This is a genomic window from Paenibacillus sp. 1A_MP2, from assembly GCF_052244825.1.
Classification (GTDB): domain Bacteria; phylum Bacillota; class Bacilli; order Paenibacillales; family Paenibacillaceae; genus Paenibacillus; species Paenibacillus vandeheii.
In genome coordinates this window covers 85374-108746 of record NZ_JBQQCS010000005.1, presented here as the reverse complement: position 1 = coordinate 108746, position 23373 = coordinate 85374, and the positions used below count along the sequence as shown (strand labels likewise).

General features: G+C 37.0%; 20 protein-coding genes and 3 pseudogenes. 18 read left to right on the top strand and 5 right to left on the bottom strand.

The annotated features are described in order from the left end of the window. Positions 1 to 254: 254 nt before the first annotated feature. A complete protein-coding gene (locus ACTWJ7_RS35210) occupies positions 255 to 500 on the bottom strand; it encodes a hypothetical protein (protein ID WP_024634529.1) in 246 nt (81 codons plus the stop codon). 252 nt (positions 501 to 752) lie between these two features. Between ACTWJ7_RS35210 and ACTWJ7_RS35205 the strand changes: the two are divergent. The 17 genes and pseudogenes from ACTWJ7_RS35205 to ACTWJ7_RS35125 all read left to right on the top strand — a co-directional run bounded on the left by ACTWJ7_RS35205 (position 753) and on the right by ACTWJ7_RS35125 (position 19473). Then, a pseudogene (locus ACTWJ7_RS35205) lies at positions 753 to 1688 on the top strand (cation diffusion facilitator family transporter). 333 nt (positions 1689 to 2021) lie between these two features. Further along, positions 2022 to 2390, top strand: coding sequence for a hypothetical protein (locus ACTWJ7_RS35200; RefSeq protein WP_024634528.1), 369 nt, complete (start codon positions 2022 to 2024; stop codon positions 2388 to 2390). A gap of 39 nt (positions 2391 to 2429) precedes the next feature. After that, positions 2430 to 3026, top strand: a complete 597-nt coding sequence (locus ACTWJ7_RS35195; RefSeq protein WP_024634527.1) for a copper resistance CopC family protein — start codon at positions 2430 to 2432, stop codon at positions 3024 to 3026. Beyond that, positions 3023 to 4096, top strand: coding sequence for a copper resistance D family protein (locus tag ACTWJ7_RS35190; protein WP_024634526.1), 1074 nt, complete (start codon positions 3023 to 3025; stop codon positions 4094 to 4096). Before ACTWJ7_RS35195 ends, ACTWJ7_RS35190 begins: the two co-directional genes overlap by 4 nt. A gap of 306 nt (positions 4097 to 4402) precedes the next feature. Further along, entirely contained in the window at positions 4403 to 4552 is a 150-nt protein-coding gene (locus ACTWJ7_RS35185; protein WP_443146602.1) for a hypothetical protein, read from the top strand. 25 nt (positions 4553 to 4577) lie between these two features. Continuing rightward, the gene (locus ACTWJ7_RS35180; protein WP_443146601.1) at positions 4578 to 4871 is read left to right on the top strand and encodes a C40 family peptidase; all 294 of its coding nucleotides are present in this window, start codon (positions 4578 to 4580) and stop codon (positions 4869 to 4871) included. 802 nt (positions 4872 to 5673) lie between these two features. Next, on the top strand, positions 5674 to 6027 hold the full coding sequence (locus tag ACTWJ7_RS35175) for an ArsR/SmtB family transcription factor (protein WP_029881674.1): 354 nt from the start codon (positions 5674 to 5676) through the stop codon (positions 6025 to 6027). 127 nt (positions 6028 to 6154) lie between these two features. Next, positions 6155 to 8365: pseudogene (locus ACTWJ7_RS35170) on the top strand (heavy metal translocating P-type ATPase); the annotation flags it as partial. A gap of 620 nt (positions 8366 to 8985) precedes the next feature. Then, entirely contained in the window at positions 8986 to 10266 is a 1281-nt protein-coding gene (locus tag ACTWJ7_RS35165; protein WP_024634432.1) for a murein hydrolase activator EnvC family protein, read from the top strand. A gap of 287 nt (positions 10267 to 10553) precedes the next feature. Continuing rightward, positions 10554 to 10976 (top strand): BlaI/MecI/CopY family transcriptional regulator, encoded by a 423-nt coding sequence (locus ACTWJ7_RS35160; protein ID WP_024630797.1) that lies wholly within the window; start codon positions 10554 to 10556, stop codon positions 10974 to 10976. A 40-nt stretch (positions 10977 to 11016) separates the two neighbouring features. Next, a complete protein-coding gene (locus tag ACTWJ7_RS35155; protein ID WP_161634268.1) occupies positions 11017 to 11838 on the top strand; it encodes a M56 family metallopeptidase in 822 nt (273 codons plus the stop codon). Positions 11839 to 12072: 234 nt separating this feature from the next. Then, positions 12073 to 12204 (top strand): annotated as a pseudogene (locus ACTWJ7_RS35150) (IS3 family transposase); the annotation flags it as partial. 608 nt (positions 12205 to 12812) lie between these two features. Beyond that, positions 12813 to 13868 (top strand): TOPRIM nucleotidyl transferase/hydrolase domain-containing protein, encoded by a 1056-nt coding sequence (locus ACTWJ7_RS35145; protein WP_024630799.1) that lies wholly within the window; start codon positions 12813 to 12815, stop codon positions 13866 to 13868. A gap of 150 nt (positions 13869 to 14018) precedes the next feature. After that, positions 14019 to 15773 (top strand): ATP-dependent nuclease, encoded by a 1755-nt coding sequence (locus ACTWJ7_RS35140; protein WP_024630800.1) that lies wholly within the window; start codon positions 14019 to 14021, stop codon positions 15771 to 15773. Next, the gene (locus ACTWJ7_RS35135; RefSeq protein ID WP_024630801.1) at positions 15770 to 17143 is read left to right on the top strand and encodes a UvrD-helicase domain-containing protein; all 1374 of its coding nucleotides are present in this window, start codon (positions 15770 to 15772) and stop codon (positions 17141 to 17143) included. The genes ACTWJ7_RS35140 and ACTWJ7_RS35135 overlap by 4 nt, the downstream gene beginning before the upstream one ends. Positions 17144 to 17223: 80 nt before the next feature. Beyond that, complete coding sequence (locus ACTWJ7_RS35130; protein WP_024630802.1) at positions 17224 to 18369, top strand: FRG domain-containing protein; 1146 nt, start codon at positions 17224 to 17226, stop codon at positions 18367 to 18369. A 264-nt stretch (positions 18370 to 18633) separates the two neighbouring features. Beyond that, positions 18634 to 19473 (top strand): hypothetical protein, encoded by an 840-nt coding sequence (locus ACTWJ7_RS35125; RefSeq protein WP_024630803.1) that lies wholly within the window; start codon positions 18634 to 18636, stop codon positions 19471 to 19473. 49 nt (positions 19474 to 19522) lie between these two features. Here ACTWJ7_RS35125 and ACTWJ7_RS35120 read toward each other — a convergent pair whose 3' ends face one another. Beyond that, entirely contained in the window at positions 19523 to 19864 is a 342-nt protein-coding gene (locus ACTWJ7_RS35120; protein ID WP_024630804.1) for a helix-turn-helix domain-containing protein, read from the bottom strand. A gap of 129 nt (positions 19865 to 19993) precedes the next feature. Here ACTWJ7_RS35120 and ACTWJ7_RS35115 point away from each other — a divergent pair, with 129 nt between their 5' ends. Further along, positions 19994 to 20326, top strand: a complete 333-nt coding sequence (locus ACTWJ7_RS35115) for a hypothetical protein (RefSeq protein WP_024630805.1) — start codon at positions 19994 to 19996, stop codon at positions 20324 to 20326. Between the two features lie 52 nt (positions 20327 to 20378). On the opposite strand, the gene ACTWJ7_RS35110 is transcribed toward ACTWJ7_RS35115, so the two are convergent. The 3 genes from ACTWJ7_RS35110 to ACTWJ7_RS35100 all read right to left on the bottom strand — a co-directional run bounded on the left by ACTWJ7_RS35110 (position 20379) and on the right by ACTWJ7_RS35100 (position 23258). Continuing rightward, entirely contained in the window at positions 20379 to 21413 is a 1035-nt protein-coding gene (locus ACTWJ7_RS35110) for a tyrosine-type recombinase/integrase (protein ID WP_024630806.1), read from the bottom strand. 91 nt (positions 21414 to 21504) lie between these two features. After that, on the bottom strand, positions 21505 to 21732 hold the full coding sequence (locus tag ACTWJ7_RS35105; RefSeq protein ID WP_024630807.1) for a helix-turn-helix domain-containing protein: 228 nt from the start codon (positions 21730 to 21732) through the stop codon (positions 21505 to 21507). A 281-nt stretch (positions 21733 to 22013) separates the two neighbouring features. Then, positions 22014 to 23258, bottom strand: coding sequence for an IS110 family transposase (locus tag ACTWJ7_RS35100; protein ID WP_443146600.1), 1245 nt, complete (start codon positions 23256 to 23258; stop codon positions 22014 to 22016). Positions 23259 to 23373: the final 115 nt, after the last annotated feature.

The following is a 23373-nucleotide window of genomic DNA, read 5'->3' as shown; positions in this document are numbered from 1 at the left end:
TTGATAATTTCACTTTTATTCCTCCTATTGTTTCAAATATGAACGCATGTGCTTTTATTCATCTATCTACCAATATGAAGGTTATCGTTTAAATGTAAATAAAAATCTAGGAATATGTATATTAAAAGTAAAGAAGAGTGCTTGTCACGTACACGAGTGCTCATTTTTTGAATAATGTCTGGATTAACCTAGAAAGGGTAGGGCATTGTTCAAAACAACACCCTACCCTACACACTTAATTCAGCGGATCAGTATTAATGATGCTCATGAAGAGCCCAGTGAGGTGCCTCATAATGATCATGATCACCGTGTCGATCATAATGTCCAGGTATTGAGATCCAATGGTATCCGTGTGGGATATGTCCTTGTGGTGGTTCACCTGAGAGAGTTTCCATTTTTCCTTCATAATAACCAGTATGCGCTTCTTCATGTTGCGCTAAGTCAAAATGGCCATTGTGAAGTCTCACTTCGTAATGCTCAGGGATGGAAATTTCTTGCATAAAAATCATCCTTTCAAATGGGAGTCAAGACATATTATTGTTAACTGATTATTTTTTAATTCAAGGTTAAATTTGCTAGTCAATTTATTACGAAAACAACAAAATCTTAGATTTATGGAACAAAGAGATGTTTGATTTATCTTTAAATATCATTTGCATAACTTTCATTCATATGGTGGACATTAGAACCATCCATACAATAAAAAAAACCCATAATTGTATGAGTGATTGCCGCATATAAGGAGAGAGCAAATGTCCAGTTATAATGAAAGTCATGATCATACACACAGTCATGGACAATCAGCTAACAGAAAAGTACTTTTAGTCTCATTATTGTCATAACAGGTTATATGCTTGTGGAGGCATTTGGTGGATTTATTACGAACAGCTTAGCCCTACTATCGGATGCAGGGCATATGTTGTCCGATTCTATTGCACTTGGTGTAGCACTGCTTGCATTTACCTTTAGTGAAAAAAAAGTAAATACCGGGAAAACATATGGTTACCGTCGTTTTGAGATTTTAGCAGCTGCATTGAATGGCATCACTCTAATTGTGGTTTCTCTGTATATTTTCTTCGAGGCTATCAACCGATTCATCAGTCCGCCAGAAGTTGCTACATTAGGAATGCTAATCATCAGCGTAATTGGTTTGCTAGTTAACATCTTAGTTGCTTGGGTGATGATGCGCAAAAGCGATACCGAAAACAATTTAAATATGCGTGGTGCCTACCTTCACGTTATCAGTGACATGTTAGGTTCCATCGGCGCAATAGCGGCGGCCCTGCTCATGATGTTCTTTAACTGGAGCTGGGCAGACCCTCTTGCAAGCGTTATTGTTGCAGCTTTGGTTCTACGTAGTGGATACTATGTGACGAAGTCAGCATTAAATGTATTAATGGAAGGAACACCGGCTAGAACAAGTTGACGGTGTTAAAGGAGTGCATGACGTACACGTGTGGTCGATCACCAGTAGCTTTAATGTCCTGACGGGCCACGTCGTCGTAGAAGGAAATCAGAATGTATATGAAACTGAAGTACTCCTACAGAAGGTTGAACATATGCTTGAACATAAAGGGATTAAACACGTGACTCTACAAGTTGAATCAGAAAAACATTTGCATGATTCTTCTGTCTTATGCGTTGTCAAAGCAGATCAGCCTGATGCACATGCTCATCATAGTCATTGATTACCTTGGATTTGTAAGGGCAAATTAATATACTAGCGAGGTTTGTTCCTAATGAAGGAACAAACCTCGTTTTATTTCTAGTTTCTTCCTCAATCATTGGATACCATAGATGAACAAATAACAATCTACAAGTGAATATATGAAAGAACTTTTCAATAGAATTATTAAATATTAATTTTCCAGTTCAAAAGATAAAGTTGATACTTTGTTTGGAATTTTGTCGAATTCACCTCGTTGAATGAATACATGTTCATATGATAGTCTAAACAAGAAGATTCGTCAGGTATGAATGACTGTGGCTGGCGCGATACTTAAATAAAAGGAGGGTAGTGAATGCGTAGATATACAGTATACATGTCTCTACTTACTATAATCCTGATTCTGTCAGGGTGTAGTACACCAATGGCTGGAACAGGGGGTGTTTCGGATATGCAGATCAAGGTTGAACAAGAATCTGAGGATGAATCCCGTATTGAAGTAATTCTCGATGAGTCGATCATTAGTGATGGTTCATGGGTTATGTTTGAGATATGGAGCGCTGAGACTAATGGTTCCGTATGGCTCCAAGCTGCCTATGAAGGTGAAGGGATATACTCGACAGAAACGAAATTGTTATCAAGCAATGACTACACATTATTGGGGCACTTTTATGCCGCTGGTGGATTCCACTTTTCAAGACAGTATGACTCTACAGTAAATTAAATGACTTATTTTATCCCTAGGAAGGTGGGCTCATTCTTCATGAACATCCGTAAATCAACAATACTATTGGCTCTGATTATATCTTTTAGTTTTCTTTTTTTGTTTCCATCTAACTCATATGCACATACCAAGCTGGAATCTTCTTCCCCAAAAGTCGGCGAGGTGGTCACAACGAATCTAGATGTGATCACACTTCAATTCAACACAAAGATTGAGGTGTTAAGTTCGTTTAAATTGTTGGATGAACGAGAAAAAGAAGTCCCATTGGATTCTACTGAAATTAAGGATAATACCATGATCAGGCACATCAGTACAGGAAGCAGTCTTGAAAACGGGAACTACACGATTAAGTGGAAGATTGTTGGTAAGGATGGTCATCCTATTGAAGGAGACTACCCATTTCAAGTGAATCTTCCTATTCAGCCTCCTGTGAGTGATGAAATAGCAACGAATGACATGACCCCAAATAATCCGCAAACTACTCCTGAGTTTACATCGACTGCACCATCTGAAGGTGAAGAGTTAACTCAGAATTCATCCAACTCTAATGCTTTGTGGTATTTTGCTATTGGATTAGCTGTGATTTTGATAATTATTGATCTTTCCAGACGATTTGTAAGAAGGAGAAAATCATGAACTGGTATTGGTTAGGAGAGCCATTTCTTTACATTTTTTTAGCATTATTATTGGGTACGATAATCCTTCCACGAATCCATCCTAATATTCAGGTGCCTAAAATGAAAATGGTTTGGGTCGTTACAGGGATCATTATATTCTCATTTTTTCCGGTTCTTCGGATTATTGTTTTTTTCGCAAATGACACAAACTGGTTCATCATATTTAGAAGTGTTATGCTTTCATTTGCAGAAGGAAAAGCATATATGTGGACATTGATATTCTCAATCTTGTTCATGATGATGATTTTCACGAAAAGACAAATGAGTCGTGTTCACACAGTGGCACTATTACTGATAGCGATTGGGCTTATAGCTACTTTATCCTGGTCAAGCCATTCTTCTTCCTATTTTGGGATGGTCGGTTTTTGGAATCATTTCATTCATTTGTTCTCTGTAACGATTTGGGCGGGGATTTTGATGGTCGCTGGTAGATACATGCCGAATAGCGCCGATAACTGGAAAGCATTTCTTTCTTGGTATCATCCATTTGCGGTAGTAGTGATGATCATGATTCTTCTTTCTGGCCTCTTTCTAAATTTCAGAACGGATCCAGACTATGTTAACTCATGGGTTACTTCGTACGGGCAAGCATTACTTATGAAACATCTATTAATTGTTCCACTCTTAATAATGGCCTTTTTCAACGGGTTTATAATGAAACGCAGAATTAAAAATAATGCCCATTTCAATCCTAAAACATGGCTAATGGCAGAAGGTATTTTAATTTTGGTCATTTATATCATCACCGGTTTTTTGAATCAACAACCAGCACCACATGAACTGAACCCCGAAACCATGAAACTATCTGCTTCAGGTTTGTACAATTGGTTTAACCAGGGAGGTCCCATCTTGTACCCTGTTCAGTTTCATGTTCAAACCTTTACAGTATTTATGTATCTATTGGCCTTGGGTACAATTATCGCCATGTACGTCGTTTTAAAACAAAATAAGAATGTATATGCAGCTGTGGCCTTTGGTGTATTATTTAGTCTAGTGTCATTTGTTGGCTTCATACATTCCGTATCCTAATTTAGTCCGAGAGATTGCAAAAAAATGCTGAGACAGATGACTATTCTTATCCAGGATGATTACCTTTTTAACTTAAATTTCCTGGTACAACAGTTCTACGGTGAGAGGTTCACCGAGTCAGAGCGTGATGTCAGAGAGTCATACCCACGCATTGAAGCGATTAATCCTATGACCAACAAGAATTAAAAGAATGGAGAAAAAGTAGACGAGCCATACAACAATATACTACAGTGTGTAGGGTTACAAATTTTTAATCTTTTTTGACATTCAATAACAGATATTCACCTTCAAAGGAGGAGTAAACTTTTGAAAAGAGTATTTATGATTGCCCTTGGTGCTATATTTATGTTCTCTAACATAGAGTCTGTGTCGGCAAACGAGGTACGTATTGAGACAGAAGTAAATGAAGTGATAGGCACTCCATACCGTCTGGGGGACAAGCACTTCAGGATTTGACTGTTCTGGCTTTATTTTATATATTATGAACAAGTACAACATTGATTTGCCGCGCACTTCACAAATGCAAGCGAAATCGGGGATTAAGGTTGAGATGGAAGACCTGAGAACAGGTGACCTTGTATTCTTTAATACGAGCGGGCGAGGAATTTCACATGCTGGTATTTACATCGGAGACAATTCTTTTGCTCATTCCTCAAGTAGTAGGGGAGTTACAATTAGCCGGCTAAGTGAAAAGTATTATAAAGAGCGGTATGTGACGGCAAGAAGAGTCGTTTCACAAAATAACTCCAACAAGATGACAAAAGAAATGCATTAGTAACAGCGTTAGAACTGGATTGATCGACAGGTGATCCGATCTAAATATAAAGTCATGTGTAAAGAACTACAATATGTAGTTCTTTTTTTGCTGCATTTACCCCACAATCGACTAGAAAAAATATAGCTGAAGAATAAAGCATCTGTCAAAGATATAATTAAAGTCCTTGAAAAGACTTCATGACCCCGCTTTTTATGGGAAGGTTTAGATCATGTTGCGGACGATGCGAATTCGTCGCACGACACTAAATTCCACAAAGCTAAAGCCAATCTAGAATATAGGGAATCCAAAAATATAAGTATCTGCTCACAATAAGACCTGCGAAAATAATTAGCAATGTCAGTATACAAAATGAAGTCATTAGAGTAATTAAGGCTGTACTGTCTAACAAATAAACAATTGAAGTTGATCTGTCCTTCCATTATAGAGACTTCAAATGGTACAACCTGTCGCTTGGTGAACCCATTATCCTCTAAATCGTGATTTTTTTTGCTACTGGTTTTAACGTGTTGATTAATGGATAGATATTATTGAGGCGTTTAAAGAAGGGGAGATTGAGCACTCGGAGGGGGTATCTGTAGCCGAGGGGCTTTATTTCGTTGGTTTACCATGGCAGACCTTTTGAGAATACAATGGTTGGATGGGGTCAATATGTTACTCAGATGAATTGAGCAGAGTTAACTATATTCATCTATGTAACATATCTTAATCGTAATCCTTTCGTTTTTTTGACCTTTACTATAAAATAAGTAGTAATGGTGAATAGGAAGGTGATTTATAAGATGACCAGAAAGCCACCCTTATCGAAGATTGTGATACTACATGTCTTGGCTCTCAGGATGATTATAAACAAGCTAAGACTCAAATGATTGAAGAACATGTGGCAGTTCAAGTGGCAGACTGGTTTAAGGCATTTAGTGATCCTACTCGAGTTAAAATAATACATGCTTTATTACAGAGAGAACTATGTGTTCATGATCTTACTGTTCTTCTTGAAATGGGACAGTCCGCGATTTCTCACCAGCTGCGTTATTTAAGAAATATGAGAATCGTTAAGCGCCGAAAAGAGGGAAAGACTGTTTTTTATTCATTAGATGATACTCATATTGAACAAATATTCACACAAACTCTTCAGCATACTATGCATGAAAATTAAACATTAAAGGTATCTGCTTATGGCAGGTGCTTTTTTATTTTGATCTCATACGATTTATTGACAATTAAATTTTCATTTGCGTATAATGAGTTTATATACAAACGTATGAGCATTTGTTCATATATCGAAATTGAATTTATCTCTGGAGAGGAGTGAGCGTTATATGGAAGCACAGCAACAGAAGGTCAGAAAAGACTTAATATTAGATGGTTTAGACTGCGCGAACTGTGCTATGAAGATTGAGAACGGCGTTAAGAAAATTGATGGAGTTAGTACTTGTTCTGTAAATTTCGTAACTAAAACTTTAACTTTAGAGACTGATGAGGGAAGAGCAGAAAGTATTGTATCAAAAGCCAAAGAAAAGGTGAAGACATTAGAGCCTCATATACGTGTAATTGAAAAAGGTGAATCTTCATCAAGAAGTGGCTCCAAAGGTACAGAAGAACATCATAGTCATGAAGATGCTCACGATCATGCCCACGACCATGGAAATGAGAACACCAAACGTATGTTAACCCGGTTAATTATTGGTACTCTTATTGCTGCTGGTGCGTGGTTCTCTTCTTTTTCTGGCTATATAGAGTTCTCACTGTTCGCATTAGCTTATATCATAATTGGTGGCGACATTGTATTCAGAGCAATCAAAAATCTTGTCAGGGGTCAAGTTTTTGATGAAAACTTTTTGATGGCCATTGCAACGGTGGGAGCTTTTGCGATACAAGAATATCCCGAAGGTGTAGCCGTCATGTTGTTTTATCAAGTAGGAGAGATGTTCCAAAGCATTGCTGTAAATCGTTCTCGAAAATCGATCAGTTCACTCCTGGATATCCGTCCAGACTACGCAAACTTAAAAATAGGTGACGAAATAGAACGTGTATCTCCTGAAGAAGTGAAGATCGGAGACATCATTTTAGTAAAGCCTGGTGAAAGGGTTCCGTTAGATGGCAAAGTCATTGAAGGTGTATCTGCTATGGATACTTCTGCTCTAACTGGAGAATCTGTTCCAAGAGAAGTGGAGCCAGGTCATGATGTGCTCAGTGGCTTTATAAACAAAAATGGTGTGTTAACGATAGAAGTAGCGAAGGAGTTTGCTGAATCAACTGTATCCAAAATATTAGATTTGGTTCAGAATGCCAGCAGCAAGAAAGCACCAACAGAGAACTTCATCACAAAGTTTGCTCGCTATTATACACCAGTAGTAGTGATCATTGCTGTACTGCTTGCTGTGGTACCTCCTCTCATTGTAAGTGGAGCTACTTTCTCAGAATGGATTTACCGTGCACTTATATTTTTAGTTATCTCTTGCCCTTGCGCATTGGTGGTCTCCATTCCACTTGGCTTCTTTGGAGGAATCGGTGCAGCATCAAAGAATGGAGTGTTGGTTAAAGGGAGTAACTACTTGGAAGCCCTAAATGATGTGAAATATGTCGTCTTTGATAAGACGGGAACCCTAACTAAGGGAGCATTTACGGTTACAAGCATTCAAACTGGAGGGCATATTTCTAAAGAGCAACTCTTGAAATATGCAGCTTATGCAGAAGCTCACTCAACTCATCCCATCGCCGAATCCATTAGAGCTGCTTATGGTGAAAGTATAAATGAGAACGAGTTAGTGGAGTATAATGAGATTTCAGGACATGGTATTAAGGTTAAGGTCGATGGAAAAGAAGTACTTGCTGGTAATGCAAAACTAATGGTTAAGGAACAAATTCGTTATGATCAACCAGCTGACTTAGGTACAATAGTGCACTTGAGCATTGATAATGAATATGCAGGGTATATCGTCATTTCTGATGAGGTGAAAGAAGATTCCTTAGAAGCCATTCAATCATTGAAAAAGCTTGGAATTAAAAAAACAGTCATGCTCACTGGTGATTCAAAAATAGTGGGAGAAGCGGTTGGACGCCAGCTTGGAGTAGACCAAGTGCATGCAGAGTTGCTCCCACAAAACAAAGTAGAAGAAATTGAAAAATTAGATCAAGAAAAAGCGTCAAAAGAGAAAATCGCGTTTGTTGGTGATGGAATTAATGATACGCCGGTATTGGCGAGGGCAGATGTAGGAATTGCTATGGGCGGACTTGGATCTGATGCTGCTATTGAGGCAGCAGATATAGTCATTATGACTGATGAGCCGTCAAAGATTACAACGGCTATTAGGATAGCAAAAAGGACAAGAAGAATAGTGTGGCAGAACATTATTTTTGCTCTCGGAGTGAAGGTGGTTTTCTTGCTCCTTGGTGCATTTGGTATTGCAACGATGTGGGAAGCGGTATTCTCAGACGTTGGTGTCACTTTGTTGGCTGTATTAAATGCAGTACGAATACTGAAAAGTTCATAAGCATAATTAGGCTTCGACAGAACACCTTAAGTAAACAGGCGAGGGTTACAACTTGTCTTTTCTTAAGGTGTTTTTTTATGGGAGAATTCTTTGGGAAGATCACGCCGTTAAAGTGTTTATTTTAGCAGCTTAGTTGCTCTTTTCTTTTGTCATATCACAAACACTAATCTTTAAAAGGTTCATGTTTTGTTTACAATCAAATCATCCTTAGATCATGGTGATTGACTAGACTAAGGTTGTTTACTTTGTGTACAGGACTTTAGCAAGCGATTTGCATTATGTTACTAACAATTAGATCGACTGTGAACCTACACTTACATAGAGAATTCTAAATAAGTTAACGCTCTTTTAATTGATCTTCTCTGCTGTCAGATAAGATAATAATTTCTGTTTATATGTCGTCGCAAAAGTTGACAAGGTAGTGATAAATAAACTACATTATGTAGGGTAACAAAATTTTAATAATTTCGCCATGTCTCGAATGCAATTATTGATAATTTTAGAGTTTTTAGTAACTTTGTGGCGATGTAGGACAAGCAGCGTTCTATCAATCATAAGGCCATTAAACTCAATGAAAGAAATAATTCAAATCTAAAATATGTACAAGGATGGGAATTAAGTTGAAAAAGACAGCAACTGCACTTGCAATAAGTTTGATTACAATCACAATTCTTAGTCCTGCTTATAGTCATGCAGCATCAGGCATTAGTGATATTGATAATGAGTTGGAAAAGCTCAAACAACAGTCTAATTCGGCAATATCGGAACAGGAAAAAGCTGAAAAGAAGAAGAAGGAAGCCGTTTACTATAAGCAAAAGCAAGAGACATATTTGAAGAGCATCATGAAGCAAATAGAAAATGTAAGTAACGAGCTTGCAACTGTCTCTTACAATATTGAAACAACGGAAGAAAATTTACGCTTTACAAAAAAAGAGTTGGAAGCTGCAGAAGAAAGAATTGATGCTCGTGAGGACGTACTAGCATCCCGAGTGCGTTTGATGTACACCGATGGTACAATTTCCTATTTGGATGTGCTGTTATCATCTACTAGTTTTATTGACTTCCTTCAGCGTATGGATTCTCTGAAAATGATTGTGGACCAAGACCAGAATCTATTAGTTGAGCATAAGAAAGATAAGCAGCTTGTTGTAGAGAAGAAGCAACAGCTTGATAGGCAGTATGCGGAACATAAGCGGCTATATGTAGAGAAGAAAGCCCACAAGACAGAGCTCGCTAGTAAGGAGCAAGAGAAGCAGAAGCTTATTCTTGGATACGAGAAAGAGATTGAAACACAAAGTGAGCTCAGTGATAGGCAAGATCAAATGCTAGTTGAAATTGCGTTAAAGCGGTCGGCACTGGTTCAAGAAAAAAATACGCTGAAAGAAGAGCAGGCTGCAAGAGCTGCAAAAGCTAAAGCAGCTGCAGAAGAGGCTGAAAGAAGAGAAAAACTACAGAAGGTTTCTAGCTCTAGCACTAAATCAAGCTCCAGCAGTTCTTCCAATGGAAGCGGAGTGTTAGGGATGCCAATTCAAGGTGCAACCATTTCATCAAACTTTGGACCACGTGTCCACCCCATAACAGGTGAGTTAGGAAAAATGCATAATGGGACTGATTTTGCTGCTCCTCAGGGTACGAGTATATATGCTGCAGAAGATGGGGTTGTCATTATGGCAGAATGGTATGGCGGATATGGCAATACAGTTATCGTCGATCATGGGGATGGTTTATGGACTCTATATCCTCACATTAGGGAGAACGGTATTCAAGTAAAAGAAGGTGAATCAGTATCCCGAGGTAAAAAAATCGCAGAAGTAGGTTCAACAGGGAATTCAACAGGTCCACATCTGCACTTTGAAGTCCGTGTGAATGGAACTCCACAGAACCCATTAAGCTATTTATAGAGCATTAGTTCAAAAGGTCTTTGCAATGATTATTATTCGTACTAATGATAACAAGGATTACAGGTAGGAATATTTCGGATAGTAGGATAGTTAAAAAGTGCGTTGCAAGAGGTTGAACCTCTTGCAACGCACTTTTTAACATAGATTGGGTCATATTAATCTGAAGATTTGATTGTGATTGCTTAGTTAAATTGGCATTGAACTTTAATTAGTTTAAACTATAGTTTGTAGTTGGAAACAGAAATAGTAAATAAGAACGAAACTTTTCTGGAAGAGGTAGCTAAAATATGCGAGTAAAGAGATTCCATCTAGATGAAGAAGGTATCAATAAATTTTTTGGTTCTTTAGAAGCCAAAATTATGGAGATTTTGTGGAACAATAGCAAGATGACAATTAAACAAGTCCATGAGTTAATAAATGCAGAATCCCCCATCTCATTGAACGCAGTCATGACGGTAATGACAAGACTGACTGATAAAGATTATTTAATAAAAGAATCAAGTGGCCGGGGAAGAACGAGATTAACTTTTTTCTCAGCACCTACAACTAAAGAAGAATTTATTCAGGCGCAAACCCAAGCAGTCACTGATGGACTGATTGCTGACTTTGGTTCATATATGGTTCGTAATTTAATTGAAAGTTTGGACAAAGCCGACCCTGAGCTGATTCAACAACTAGAAAACAAATTGAAGGAATTAAAAAATGAATAGTTATTCGAAGATACTAATTGACCCAAAGCGGGCTTTGTTCGTGGCGATAGTTATATGCAGTTTGGTTATTTTTCAGATGGGCTATGTTATATATCATCAGCTTCAAGATGTACCAAGTAACGATAATATAATTTTATTGCTTCAGGCTACTATTACGGATATGTTTGTGAATCATGTAACTACCGAAATGATTATCAATGCTTTTATTGCCTTTTCAGTTATAACCTTTGGGTATCAAGTATTTAATCAATATTTACGTTATATGAATATGAAGAAACTCCTTTTCCAGATGGAGAAGTTAGAGTTATCTAATGGGTATTCAGAAAAATACAACTCCCTAAAAATAAAAATAAAAGTGGTATCACATCCAAACAAAATAGCAATGTCAGCTGGATTCTTTAAATCAGACATTATCCTTTCAACGAGTCTATTAGATCAATTTAATGATGAGGAAATTAGGGCAATTATTTACCATGAATATTATCATTGTACAAAACGTCATCCCTTTTACACGGTTATTTTAAAAATATTATCTGAATGTTATATTTTTTTGCCGGTAATAAAAAAATTAGCTAGCTACTATGAAGTTGAAATGGAATTAAAAGCAGATCAATTTGTAATAAATAAAATGAAAAGTACAAGACAGATAGGAAACGTTTTATTGAGTCTGATTAAGGAACATAAAAGGGAACCGATGCTTAAAGGTGTTCATTTAGCTCATGTAGCTATAAATTATCGACTGCAACAGATTATTTATCCTAATGCCAAGCTAACTGTCCCTATTTTAGAGACACATACGATTCTCGTCTCTATGATCACACCGATCGTTATGGGAATAATTCTGATAATCGACTGTGCCTAATATATATCTAAGTGAAAGCTTGTAACCTCATGACTTGAAGTTCTCGTTATTAAAAAGAATCGTGTGGGTGACCTCCCGAGAGTTAAACGTATGGCTACATCGGCAGATGGTGGTCCCTATCGCGAAGTAACCGTTGTGCATAGCGAAAAAAACTATGGTGCGCCGTCATTCCTCAAAGTAAATAAACGATTTTTTTCCTTATAGAAAAATGTGTAAATTCAAGTTGGTGTTTCCCTGGAAACTGGAGTGAGTTATCCCGTCGAACTAAAGATGAAAGCCATAGAAATGAGATTGGCGAGGTACCCTTGAAAGAAGTTATGAAAAAGCTGAATATACGGAATATCATATCTGAAAACGTGGATGGGGTAAGAAGAAGTTCATCGTCTGGAGCAACCCATAGGCAAGCATTATAAACTATGGCAAGTTGCACTCAACACAGGTTTCGATATAGATATCTTAGGATCACTGCTTGCTTCGATCAGAAGGTTTCATAATCTTTTAATTAATGATATTTCGTACTATGTCCAATATGTAAGATGAAACCTAAACTAGAAGATATTCCTAATGGAGTCGCTATTTTAGCGGCTTTTTTATGTTATCGGTACAAGTTCGTGTCCCGAGCCAAGGGTAAGAACTTGTACCGATTACCGATAAGGACAAGAACTTTTGATCCCATTATTTTCAATTATTTTTAGGATTGTTGTTGCGCTGATTGCGCAATTTACTGCACATAACTCAAGTTAGGCGTAGTTTATTTGAATTTCTTGCTAATATATCGACATAGTCTCTATCTCTACAACCGTGAACACTACATAACAAAATATTATTTTAATCTTCAAATTACTCTTCAACATAGAATGCTCCTGTTGGCGTGAATTTTCAAGGTGAACTTGAAGTTCAATATTCCTTTTGCTGAATCATGATAAAATAGATTTGTAGAGAAATTTGTTAGACTACGACTTGAGGGGGATAAAATGGAGACAGAGTTGATTTCCATAAGAGAAGAATACGAAGAACTTATTGGCCTAGCTTCCAACGCAACAGGAGTTGATAAAAGGCGCAGAGGATTTGCATTCGAGCGATTACTGTATAAGCTTTTTAATTTTGAACAACTTGAACCGCGCACAGGATACAGACCTTTGGGTGAGCAAATTGATGGCTCTATTTATCTTGACGGACGTATATATCTACTGGAAGCCAAGTGGCATGCAGAGCCACTACCAGCTTCAACCCTCTACCAGTTCAAAGGCAAGGTCGAAGGTAAGTTGGCAGGTACAATTGGAATATTTATTTCAATGTCAGGATATGCAGAAGACGCCGTTGATGCACTAGTTTTAGGTAAGACGCTAAATATTATTTTACTCGACCAAAGAGACTTAGATGTTGCTATAGCTCGTAGTCTTGGATTTACAAATGTTCTCAAACGTAAGCTTCGTATGGCTGCTGAGGAAGGAGCTATTTATTTCCCTTCTGAAGGTGAGATCGTGACCGCTGAAAAGAAAAAACTCGTAGAGATCGATCTTCTTCATTATGACCATGTCTCAGGTGGGGTAGTGACTACGCAAGCAATTGATGCAACTACAGCTGATTTATTAATTGTATGCGAAGGTGATACTGACCGTGAAATAATTGCCCTACTGTCTGAAAGGATTCTAGGTAAAGCGGGTTCAAATCGGTCAATTAAAATTACTGTTGCAAGGGGCAAGATCACAATTCCCCGTGTAGCGAATGCTTTGTGGAATACTTTTTATTCAGAATCTAAGGTCTTAATAGTGACCGATGGTGATGATGATCCTGTTAGGACAAAAGAAATGTTGCAGAAAGGCCTCGAATTTAACGAGTGGATTGCTGCTATCCCTAATCCTTCTATTGAAGTATGGCTTGACCTCGACGTTAGTCTGATGAAAAAATGGAGATTAGAGCATCGCCTTGAGCAATGTCGTCAAGCAGCGAGTAATTTAGAAATTGAAGAATTGCTGAAGAGAGATGAGCAGTTTGCTTTATTCCACGATGCAATCCTCGGGAAATGAGAGATCTTACTAGGTGAGAACTAGGAAATACTGCTGTTATAGAACCTTTATAATTTATTCAGGTAATTAAGAAACGATAATTGAAGGCTGATGCAAAGATGTTCTCACTGCATGTATCTCGCTAATTTTATTTTAAAGGAGTAATACATAATGAAACTATCAAAAGTCAAAGTTCTTAATTTCCGTAACTTAAAATGTATTGATATCAGTTTAAATAGAATTACGATTCTAATCGGTGAAAATAATAGTGGAAAAAGTAATTTACTAAAAGCCATCACACTTCCATTTTTAAACGACGAGGTAGGAAATTTAAGTAAAAAATTAGGATGGCATGACATAAATAATTCAGCTAAGGAAATGTATTTTAACTTTTTAAAGACAAACAAAGAACGAATAACGAACCAAGAAATAAACATAGAAGAGTTTATTAAGATTGTGCCTATAGTTACAGTAGATGTATCATTTTCTCCTGATGGATCAGACGAATATTACATACATAAATGGATTACTGCTATGGATGAAGAAGTGCCACAATACAGTATTCAATATAAATATGCTGTACAAGACCACCAAAAACTATTAGAACTAGTTACTAATATTCTGATGACGAACTCATCCATTGATAATATTAAAATGAACCTCCTACCCATTGAGTTTTACAAATATACGATACAAGTACCTCTCACAGAAGATCCAGTATCCTTTAGTGATCTTATTAATTTCAAATATAACTCCCTCGCTGCGGAGAGAGACGATTTTTCAATTAAGAATAACCAGTTAGGTTCTAGAGCTTTAGTGAATTTATTACAAAACAAGCTTAGTGATGAGCAGAAGGTAGCTGTAGAAAAATCTTATGAGGACTTTTTCTCAGATCTCAAGCACATCAGTAAATTAGAGGGAGTTTTTAATTGGCAAGAAGATTCTGCCTTAGAGAACGCAAAAGACTTTTTCAAAGAAATTACATTGCTCCCGAATATGCCAAGCATGGGTTCATTATTGAACAATCTAAGACTCGGTTTTGGCGAAGAATATTTGAACACTCAAGGATTAGGTTACCGTAACTTAATTTATTTGCTTGTGATGATAAATTCTTTAAAAGTACATACCGACAGTGCTTTAAATATATTAACAATTGAGGAGCCTGAGGCACATTTATGTGTCAGTAATGAGCATCTCCTTGCCAGTTTTTTTAATTCGATTTTGAATTCGAGTAGTAACTTACAGTTGTTCCTCTCAACACATAGCACAGAATTTGTTAATAAACTCGAATTACAAAACGTTGTTGTTTTAGCAAATGGATCTGCATTTTCTTTAAAGGACACAATTACCTCACAAGAATTGAACTATTTAGCCAAAAAGCCTAACTTAGATTTTCTAAAGTTTCTTTTCTCTAGAAATTGCATTTTAGTAGAGGGGCCCACTGAAGAGATGCTTATAAAGGCATACCTGAGTTCTAATGCTAATTCCTTGTACGATATAGAGGTTATAGCCTTGCATAAAGGCTTCACTAAGATGTTGGACATTTGGCTTAAAATAAACCAGTATACTACCAGTAGAATAGGAATTATTAGGGATTATGATGACCAACCAAATGCACAAATAAATCATGAAAGATATAATGAGTATTCAAACATATATGTAACGACAACAACTGAATATACTCTAGAACCAGAGTTCGTAAAGACGAGCACTAATTTTAAGAAAATGAATGAGTATTTTACTCAAAATCACGGGTGGGAGAAGTGCACAAGCCCTGAGGAGTTATCAGAACGTTGGAGATCGGCAAAAGCTTCTACTATGTTGAGGTTTTGTAGGGATTTTGGTAAAAATGAGCTTACCAATATAGTGCTACCTAAGCACATAGCTAATGTTCTTGAATTCTTAAAAAGTGGAGAGAAAAAATGAATATAATAGTTGCTGGAGCTGGGGCTGGGAAAACAACCTCTATGGCTAGTCATATTCTGAACCGGTTGGAAAAAGTTGAGGATGGAAAGATACTCTACGTAATTACTTACACTAATTCTGCAAAGAATAAAATTCGAGAATTGATTATTGAGAATAAAGGGATCATCCCGAAACAATTACGAATTGAAACCATCCATGCTTTCCTTCTCCATGAAGTCATTTACCCATTTCATCATTTACTATTCGAAGGACATTTTAATAGTGTTTCATATATAAATTTACCTACAAATAGAGCATTCTCTGCTGGGAAATTAAAGGAACTAAAACAAAATAATTATATCCACGTAGAGAAAGTGACGGAAACTGCTAAATGGATTCTGTGCAAGAAGACTGGTGACAATAGGTTAATTAAAGAGAAACGCGAAAAAATCATCAATACCATTTCAAGATATTTAGATTGTGTTTATATTGATGAGGCTCAAGACATGGATGAACATATGACTCAGATAGTCAAACTTTTAGATAATAAAGGGTTATATATATTCTTAATTGGAGATCCGAAGCAAGATTTACGTGGTCGTAATTTTTTCTCAAATTTGGTCATACAACATCAAGAGGCGGTTGTCTATGAACCTACTAATCATAGAAGTCCACTATCACATGTTAATTTCTCGAATCATTACATTCCTTTTGAACAAAAGCAAATTCCACTATCTAAGATAGAAGGGGAAATAAAATTTGTGCTCGAAAAAGAGATTGAATCAAGCGAAGATTTCTTTAATAACCAAAATTGGGATAGGATTTATATATATCAAAAAAACAATCGATTTAACACTCATGAAAAAGATAAAGCTAGCAATCATAATTTGATTTTTGAACTCGAGAAACTAATTTCTAGAACAACTGATAATGAGAAAGAAAGAAAATTAATTCAGTATGAATTGCTAAAAGATATTTTCTCTAGACTAAAAGATTCCAACAATAACGAAATATTATTACTCATAGAGAAAGTTTTAAATTTGAAATTGAACTCACAAGACAAAGCCAAGATACATGATTCATTGAAGATTGCTAATGAAAAATCCCATTCACCAGGTATTTTGGTAAACTCAATTGACTCTATAAAAGGACTAGAAGGAGAAAAGTGTTTATTCATTGTTACTACAGAAATTGCAGAGTATTTGCTTGGTATAAAAAAAGATCAGAATAAAATGATGAATTATCTATATGTAGCGCTCACAAGATCAAAGAGAGAACTTGTGCTATTTATCACCCTAGAGGTACACCTGAAATATACAATCCAAAACTGGGAGGCCTTTCTTTCTAGTAAAAAAATAAGTAAATACATCTCAGTTCCATTAGCGCCCTAGGAAGATTATTTAAATAACATGAAAGGGAAAAATAGAGTAATAATTGTACAATCAAAAAATCATACAGAGGAAGTGTTAACTTGATTAAAGAATACATAATACCCAATATTTCTATATATTTGGATTTGATAAGAACTAATGATTTTCACAATTATATTTTCAGAGGACAAAACGAAGCTTACAACGGAATTCAAGCTAGTGGTTTTAGATCATATTCAGGTAGCGCAGAGGCAAGTAAATATTATGATATTGAGGAAATGAAAAAGCAATTCTATAGTAAAGTAGTTAGAAAAATATCAGAAGAAGAGAAACAATATTTTTTAGCATTTTGCCAACATCACGGCTTACCTACAAATTTGGTTGACTTCACTACATCTCCTTTGGTCGCTCTATTCTTTGCTTGTTACGGAAAAGACCAACTTACTAGTAATGAAGCAGAAATCTACCTTATTAATAAGAAAAAGTTGATTGATATTACTCCATTACTTCTGCAGAATGAGAATTTTTTTGAATTGTTAATTCAAACTAAAGATGCTCAATTAAAGTTGTTTTCCAATTTACGAAAAATGTTCGCAAATCAAGCTCATGATTTGCCAAATTATATTAACAAACTGATCGAATGCTATGAATTAAACAATATAGATATCGATGGCGAAGAGCTGACTGAGAGTGTAGATCTGGATGAAGAATTCTTAGAGGATGATTATGACAATCTGAAAAAACTTACTGATTTTAAAGGGAAAAACGACGTTATCGAACTTTATTACTTTCTCGCTAATGAGATTTATGACGAAAATATTACTCATGGGGAAGTATATCACTTAAATAATGCAGAGTATTATTCTAATGAGGAACTGGGTATAAGAGTCTTTTTTGCTTTATTAATAAATTTGCTTCAGCTCCAATATAGAAACATTGATAAGCCCCTTAAACTGGATCTTAATGTTTACTTCACTTATCAACCTCCAGATCTTTTTGATAGAATTATTAATCAAAAGGGAATGTTCATTTACCAATTATATTTGTCAAAAACGGATGAACATAATAAACATAGAATGCTACGTTTTCAATCTATACAACCGGATTTTATTATTAAGATTCAGAATCATCAGGCAATTTTAAATGAACTCAACTTATTAGGAATAAATATCGAAAGTATTTATGGAGATTTTGATAACATTGCTAAATCGATTAAATTTAATCAACAGTATACTTTGAATTCTTAAAAAGAAAAGTCACAATTTAACGAAGTGAACTTTTTAATAATGTTAAGAAGATCATTTTTGACTTATTATTTAGAGACTAAGAGCATCTAACAGATCTAAGTAGTGGGGTCTAGCACATTCCTCCAAAAAAAAGAAACGTAAAGCTTAGATCCCTAGAAAGCTGCCGTTAGGCAGCTTCTTTGTTTTTTCTTTACTCAGATGATGAATAAATTTAATTTGAACCGTCAATACCATTCACTATCTTAAAAAAGGAGTAAACACATAGTGAGCATAGATAAAATAAGTCATTTTGTTCAATCACCCCACTACGAGGAGATGTTTTTCTCTGGAGCTAAAGTAAATATTCTAAGACAACTAATCAGTGAATATCAGGCTTCTCTTGGATTACAGCGGCTTGAGTGGGCTGAGCGGAATGTGGTCGGCAAATTCATTGCAACTAAACATTACGATTTGAATAATGATCAGTTATATGAGCTACTAGATAGTCATGGTGTGCTCCCTAAGACTGTTCGAATTAAATGGAATAGTTTAAATGAGCTGGAACAACACTCACTTCAGGAGAACTGTTTAGCCAGCAAGCCATACTTAAAATTCACTCCAAAGAGGATCAATCAAGAGGAACGTGATGGGGGACACATCAGCTACAGAAATGACTTGGTGAACTATGGCATAGACGGGTTATTAGCTAATTGGAAACAACAAAAATGGATCTACTCTAGGTTGTTTGATCAATGGAATGCTTTACGTGTTTCTGCTCTAACGGAGATGCTTAAGACCAAACAAATCACGATATCCCTGTCTGAAGGAAAGCTAAGTGTAGTTATACCTGATCCATGCGTCGATACTAACGCTGCATTTCAATGGGGAGGAACAGAACTACTACAGCGATGTGGAAAGATTGATATGGAACAAGTAAAGTTATTAGCAGCCAAAGGCTACTATTCGATGACTGAGGTTCAGAAACACTTAAAGGTAGTGGATGTAAGGACAAAGTATATTCTCCTGACATTAACAAGTGAACGTAATATGATGGAGGGAATGATTCAACAATCTAACCGGTATTCTTGGGTAAATCTACGTAGCCAAAAGGGATGGGAAGTTTAAATTGAATATGTAATAAAAAGCCGACGTCTAAAGACATCGGCTTTTTAGTTTAGTTATCAAAAATTTCAGATAAGAGCAGGTTAACCTTTTTGAGATCAGAAGACTTCATTGGCCAGAGCTTCTCATTGATCTCGTTTAATAGCTTTTCCTTGTCATTGTTTCCAACTTTAACATACTTACTGTAATGAAAAAGTTCGTGGACACTAACTTGGAGCGCATCTGCAATCTTTTGAAGGTTTAACAAGGTTATGTTTTTCTCGGCACGCTCAACGCCCCCAATATAGGAGAAGTGGAAGCCCGCCATTTCTCCTAATTCTTCCTGCGAATATCCTTGTTTTTTCCGTAATTCCCGGACACGTTGTCCCACTAATCTTAATACAGGTTCGTTCATTGCTACACCTCTAATTTAGTCTAAACAATGCGAAACCCTCGATACATTAATGTATATAGATTATTTTTAAAAAATGATAAGTTTATATATCATTTCAAATGGACATAAATAATAGGGGAGGTGGAGAGGATGAATGAAAAACTCAAACTCAAAGCAGGTATTGAAATTGCTACGGTAACGGCAAATGGAATTTTGTTTAACGGAAGAATGTATACCAATCGAGAAGTGATCAAAAAGAAGTGGTTTGACGCAGCTAGAGATCAAGGAGAGTGGAAGATTCCAATTGTTCATATCAAAGACTATCAAGAAGCAATTCTGATCATTTCTATAAAGTTTCAAGAGGTCAGTGTCGCTACATGGGTAAGCTTAGAAAAGAGAAACGTAAAGGATGTGAATGAGTACCACGATCGATTGAATCAACTAAAGCAGCTTAAGAAAAGCATTAGAAAACAGATAAACTAAATATAGAAAAAAAGCCTTGCTTAAAGCGAACAAGGCCCAATAGATCTATTATTTATTCATGTAAGCTCGACAAAATAAAGTACTTCTCAAGAGATTCAATATTTCGTTGGGCTAGCTGCTGTTTCAAATTGCGGATATTATTTGTTTCTGCATACTGAAAACCAAAAGAATGAGTAAGCTGGCGAACAGTAACCTCTGAAGTTCCAAATTTAGAAGCGTATTTTTTAACCATTGCCTGAATAGTACGCTTTGAAATTCGTTGACCATGTGATTCTCCGTTAGGTTTTGCTAAAAATAAGGCCGCCTCATCAGGATTAGGGGCATAAGTGCCAATTCTAACTTTCAAGTACTCATACAAAAAAGTTTTGGCACTTTCTCCAAACATGATTCGATGTTTCTTTCTTACTTGTGACTGTTGCCTGGTCACCATAACGTAGCCATCTTGGATGCAAATATCATTGAGATCCAGATTGACAATATCACTTACTAAGATTCCAGATTCCAATAACAAGGTGATGATGCTAACATCCCGGTTTCGATTTTGGTTATGAAACCATTGTGCTTGAGGATTATTTAGTTTTGACACGTCTTGTTGAACAAACTTAACGAATGCAGGGATTTCGTTGACACGTAGAATTTTGTCCTGCAATTGATGTGCGACTTCACTAGTGTTTTTAGGTCTTTTCATGGTAAAACTAGCAAAAACATTACGTCTTAAAATAGGGTTGCCGTCGTTATCAAATTCTTGATGTAGGGACCCAAACATGGATCGTAACGATAGAATTTTCCGGCACATAGAGGAATGTTGTAATTTCTTGGAATACGTTAAGTGATTCATATATTGTTTTACATGATCTGCATTTATATCATTAAACAAAGCTAAAGTCAGCTTACTTATTTCAACATGTGGCCATAGTTTTGGCGATATCCAGTTAAAGAATATACCAAAATCTCTTACGTACTCTAAAGCAGAAGAGGGAGAAAGGTTATTGTCTAACTTATTTTTTATGAAAATTTGTACGGGTTGAGGCATCTCATTCAATCGGATTAAGACTAGTTCTAAATCTTTACGTTCTTGTACTTTCATATTATCACGCACCCTTTGGTCCTTTTTCAGGTTGTGTTCCCACTGTGCTTATGTTTTATACATTCACGAGGTAATTTCTTAGGTCGGGTTATCATTTTGAAATTGTATTTTTAAACAATGTTTCAAGAGGCAAATTCAACGCTTCTAGAAGTAAATATAGATTATAAGCACTAATTACACGCCCACCTCTTTCAATATTAGCAATTGAAGATCGGGCAAGATGAAATTCCTGACATAGCTCCTCTTGTGTTTGATTCTTCAGCTTTCGAAGATCACGTAAACATCCTCCAAGCCATTTATAGAATTCTTTTTCAGACATCTTAGACTCCTCCATCTATCATTCTATTACTATTTAGTATGTTCATAGAGAGACAACATTTATACATAGATGTGTATAAGAATTTAATTTTTTGTTCATACATTAGAACAAGTAGTCCAGCGGTATGATGTCAAGCTCCTAAATGTGTTGAATTGGAAATTCTCCTTAGGAAAAGCATCCGCAGCCGAAAAAAAGACATCAGCAAACTAGACCCAGTTGAAAATCGAAATTAATTCCAGATTTTAACTGGGAATTCAGAAGGAATTTGGCTAATGGAGTCGTCAATCCCTGGCCTTATTCACCTTCCTTCCAGGCGTGTAAAGTTGGCCGTTGCGTAGCAGCACATCGACCAGACGCACGAGTTTTCTTGCCGTTAGGACGAGGGCACGTTTGTGTTGGTACTTGGTTACTTCACTAAACTTCTTCCGGTAGAACTCACCGAATTCCGGTTCGCGATGTTTTACCGAGTTGGCAGCTTCAACGAGATAATAGCGAAGGAATCGGTTGCCGGATTTTATGCGTTTGGTTTCTTCGGCTTCGAACGAACCAGACTGGTGTTTACGCCACGTCAGACCGGCGTACTTGGCTAACGCTGCCTGGTCGTCAAAGCGCTCAATGTCGCCAATTTCAGAAAGAATGCCAGCGGCGTAGACCAGATCAATGCCCGGAATGGAGCGCAGACATTGGGAGCCCGCTATGCCATCCAGGATCTTGGCAATCGCCTTGTCCATATCCTTGAGTTGTGCCTGAATACTTCGAATGGTCTGAATGGATGTGCCGAGCACCAGATCAATGGAATCCTCCATCACTTTAGACAGGCGGTAAGAGGCACGGGCGGCCTTCTGGATACAGCGAGCAACGTTCTCCGGATCGGGGAAGCGATTTTTCCCCTTATCTTTGAGATAATCGGCTAAATCTGTTACGTCCATACCCGCGATTTCATCGAGACTGAACTTCTCGGAAAGCATCTCCATGATGGCATGGCCAAACACAGAACTGTCGACCTCTGAGCGAAAAGCGTTGCACTTGTAGAACAGGTTTTGCAAAAAGTATTGCTTCTCGCGCGTCAAATTGTGGACCATATGGAACCGCATTCGTGTGAGGCGCTGAAGGGCCAAATATTGCTCCTGCATGACGATGGTGGTCGTCAGTCTGCCAAAGCGAAGGCGGTCTGCAATGATCCAGGCGTCAATGCGATCCGTCTTATCCAGATCAGCATAGGCGGCCTTAAACTTGTTGATGAGCTTGGGATTAATGGTAAACACCTTGGTCTTCCGCTGTTTAAGCGACTCATCCTCATGCAGATACATGGCAGGATGCCAGCTATAAACAGAGGTCGCCTCAAGGCCAATATGAATCTCGGCAGGCAGCAGCGTATCGGCTATCCTTACAATACGGTCGCGCAGATGCTGAGCACCTGGCAAATTATTGTCCACGCGGAAGGATTCAAGCTGTTCGCCTTCCATGTTCATCAAGCACGTGTCGAGATGGTCACTACTTACGTCAATACCGACAAATAATTTCAAGTGGAATTCCTCCTTTCTATGGGGGATTCGGGGAATTGGACTTTTCGGGATGCCCCCAGCGCGCTCGCCGATCAATCACCCTCGCCTATAAGAACTCACTCTGGTCCATGTGCTG

Bases quoted from the DNA above. Each gene is read 5' to 3' on its own strand.
- ACTWJ7_RS35210 (WP_024634529.1), bottom strand. From the start codon at position 500: ATGCAAGAAATTTCCATCCCTGAGCATTACGAAGTGAGACTTCACAAT.
- ACTWJ7_RS35200 (WP_024634528.1), top strand. From the start codon at position 2,022: ATGCGTAGATATACAGTATACATGTCTCTACTTACTATAATCCTGATT.
- ACTWJ7_RS35195 (WP_024634527.1), top strand. From the start codon at position 2,430: ATGAACATCCGTAAATCAACAATACTATTGGCTCTGATTATATCTTTT.
- ACTWJ7_RS35190 (WP_024634526.1), top strand. From the start codon at position 3,023: ATGAACTGGTATTGGTTAGGAGAGCCATTTCTTTACATTTTTTTAGCA.
- ACTWJ7_RS35180 (WP_443146601.1), top strand. From the start codon at position 4,578: ATGAACAAGTACAACATTGATTTGCCGCGCACTTCACAAATGCAAGCG.
- ACTWJ7_RS35160 (WP_024630797.1), top strand. From the start codon at position 10,554: ATGCGAGTAAAGAGATTCCATCTAGATGAAGAAGGTATCAATAAATTT.
- ACTWJ7_RS35145 (WP_024630799.1), top strand. From the start codon at position 12,813: ATGGAGACAGAGTTGATTTCCATAAGAGAAGAATACGAAGAACTTATT.
- ACTWJ7_RS35140 (WP_024630800.1), top strand. From the start codon at position 14,019: ATGAAACTATCAAAAGTCAAAGTTCTTAATTTCCGTAACTTAAAATGT.
- ACTWJ7_RS35135 (WP_024630801.1), top strand. From the start codon at position 15,770: ATGAATATAATAGTTGCTGGAGCTGGGGCTGGGAAAACAACCTCTATG.
- ACTWJ7_RS35120 (WP_024630804.1), bottom strand. From the start codon at position 19,864: ATGAACGAACCTGTATTAAGATTAGTGGGACAACGTGTCCGGGAATTA.
- ACTWJ7_RS35115 (WP_024630805.1), top strand. From the start codon at position 19,994: ATGAATGAAAAACTCAAACTCAAAGCAGGTATTGAAATTGCTACGGTA.
- ACTWJ7_RS35110 (WP_024630806.1), bottom strand. From the start codon at position 21,413: ATGAAAGTACAAGAACGTAAAGATTTAGAACTAGTCTTAATCCGATTG.
- ACTWJ7_RS35105 (WP_024630807.1), bottom strand. From the start codon at position 21,732: ATGTCTGAAAAAGAATTCTATAAATGGCTTGGAGGATGTTTACGTGAT.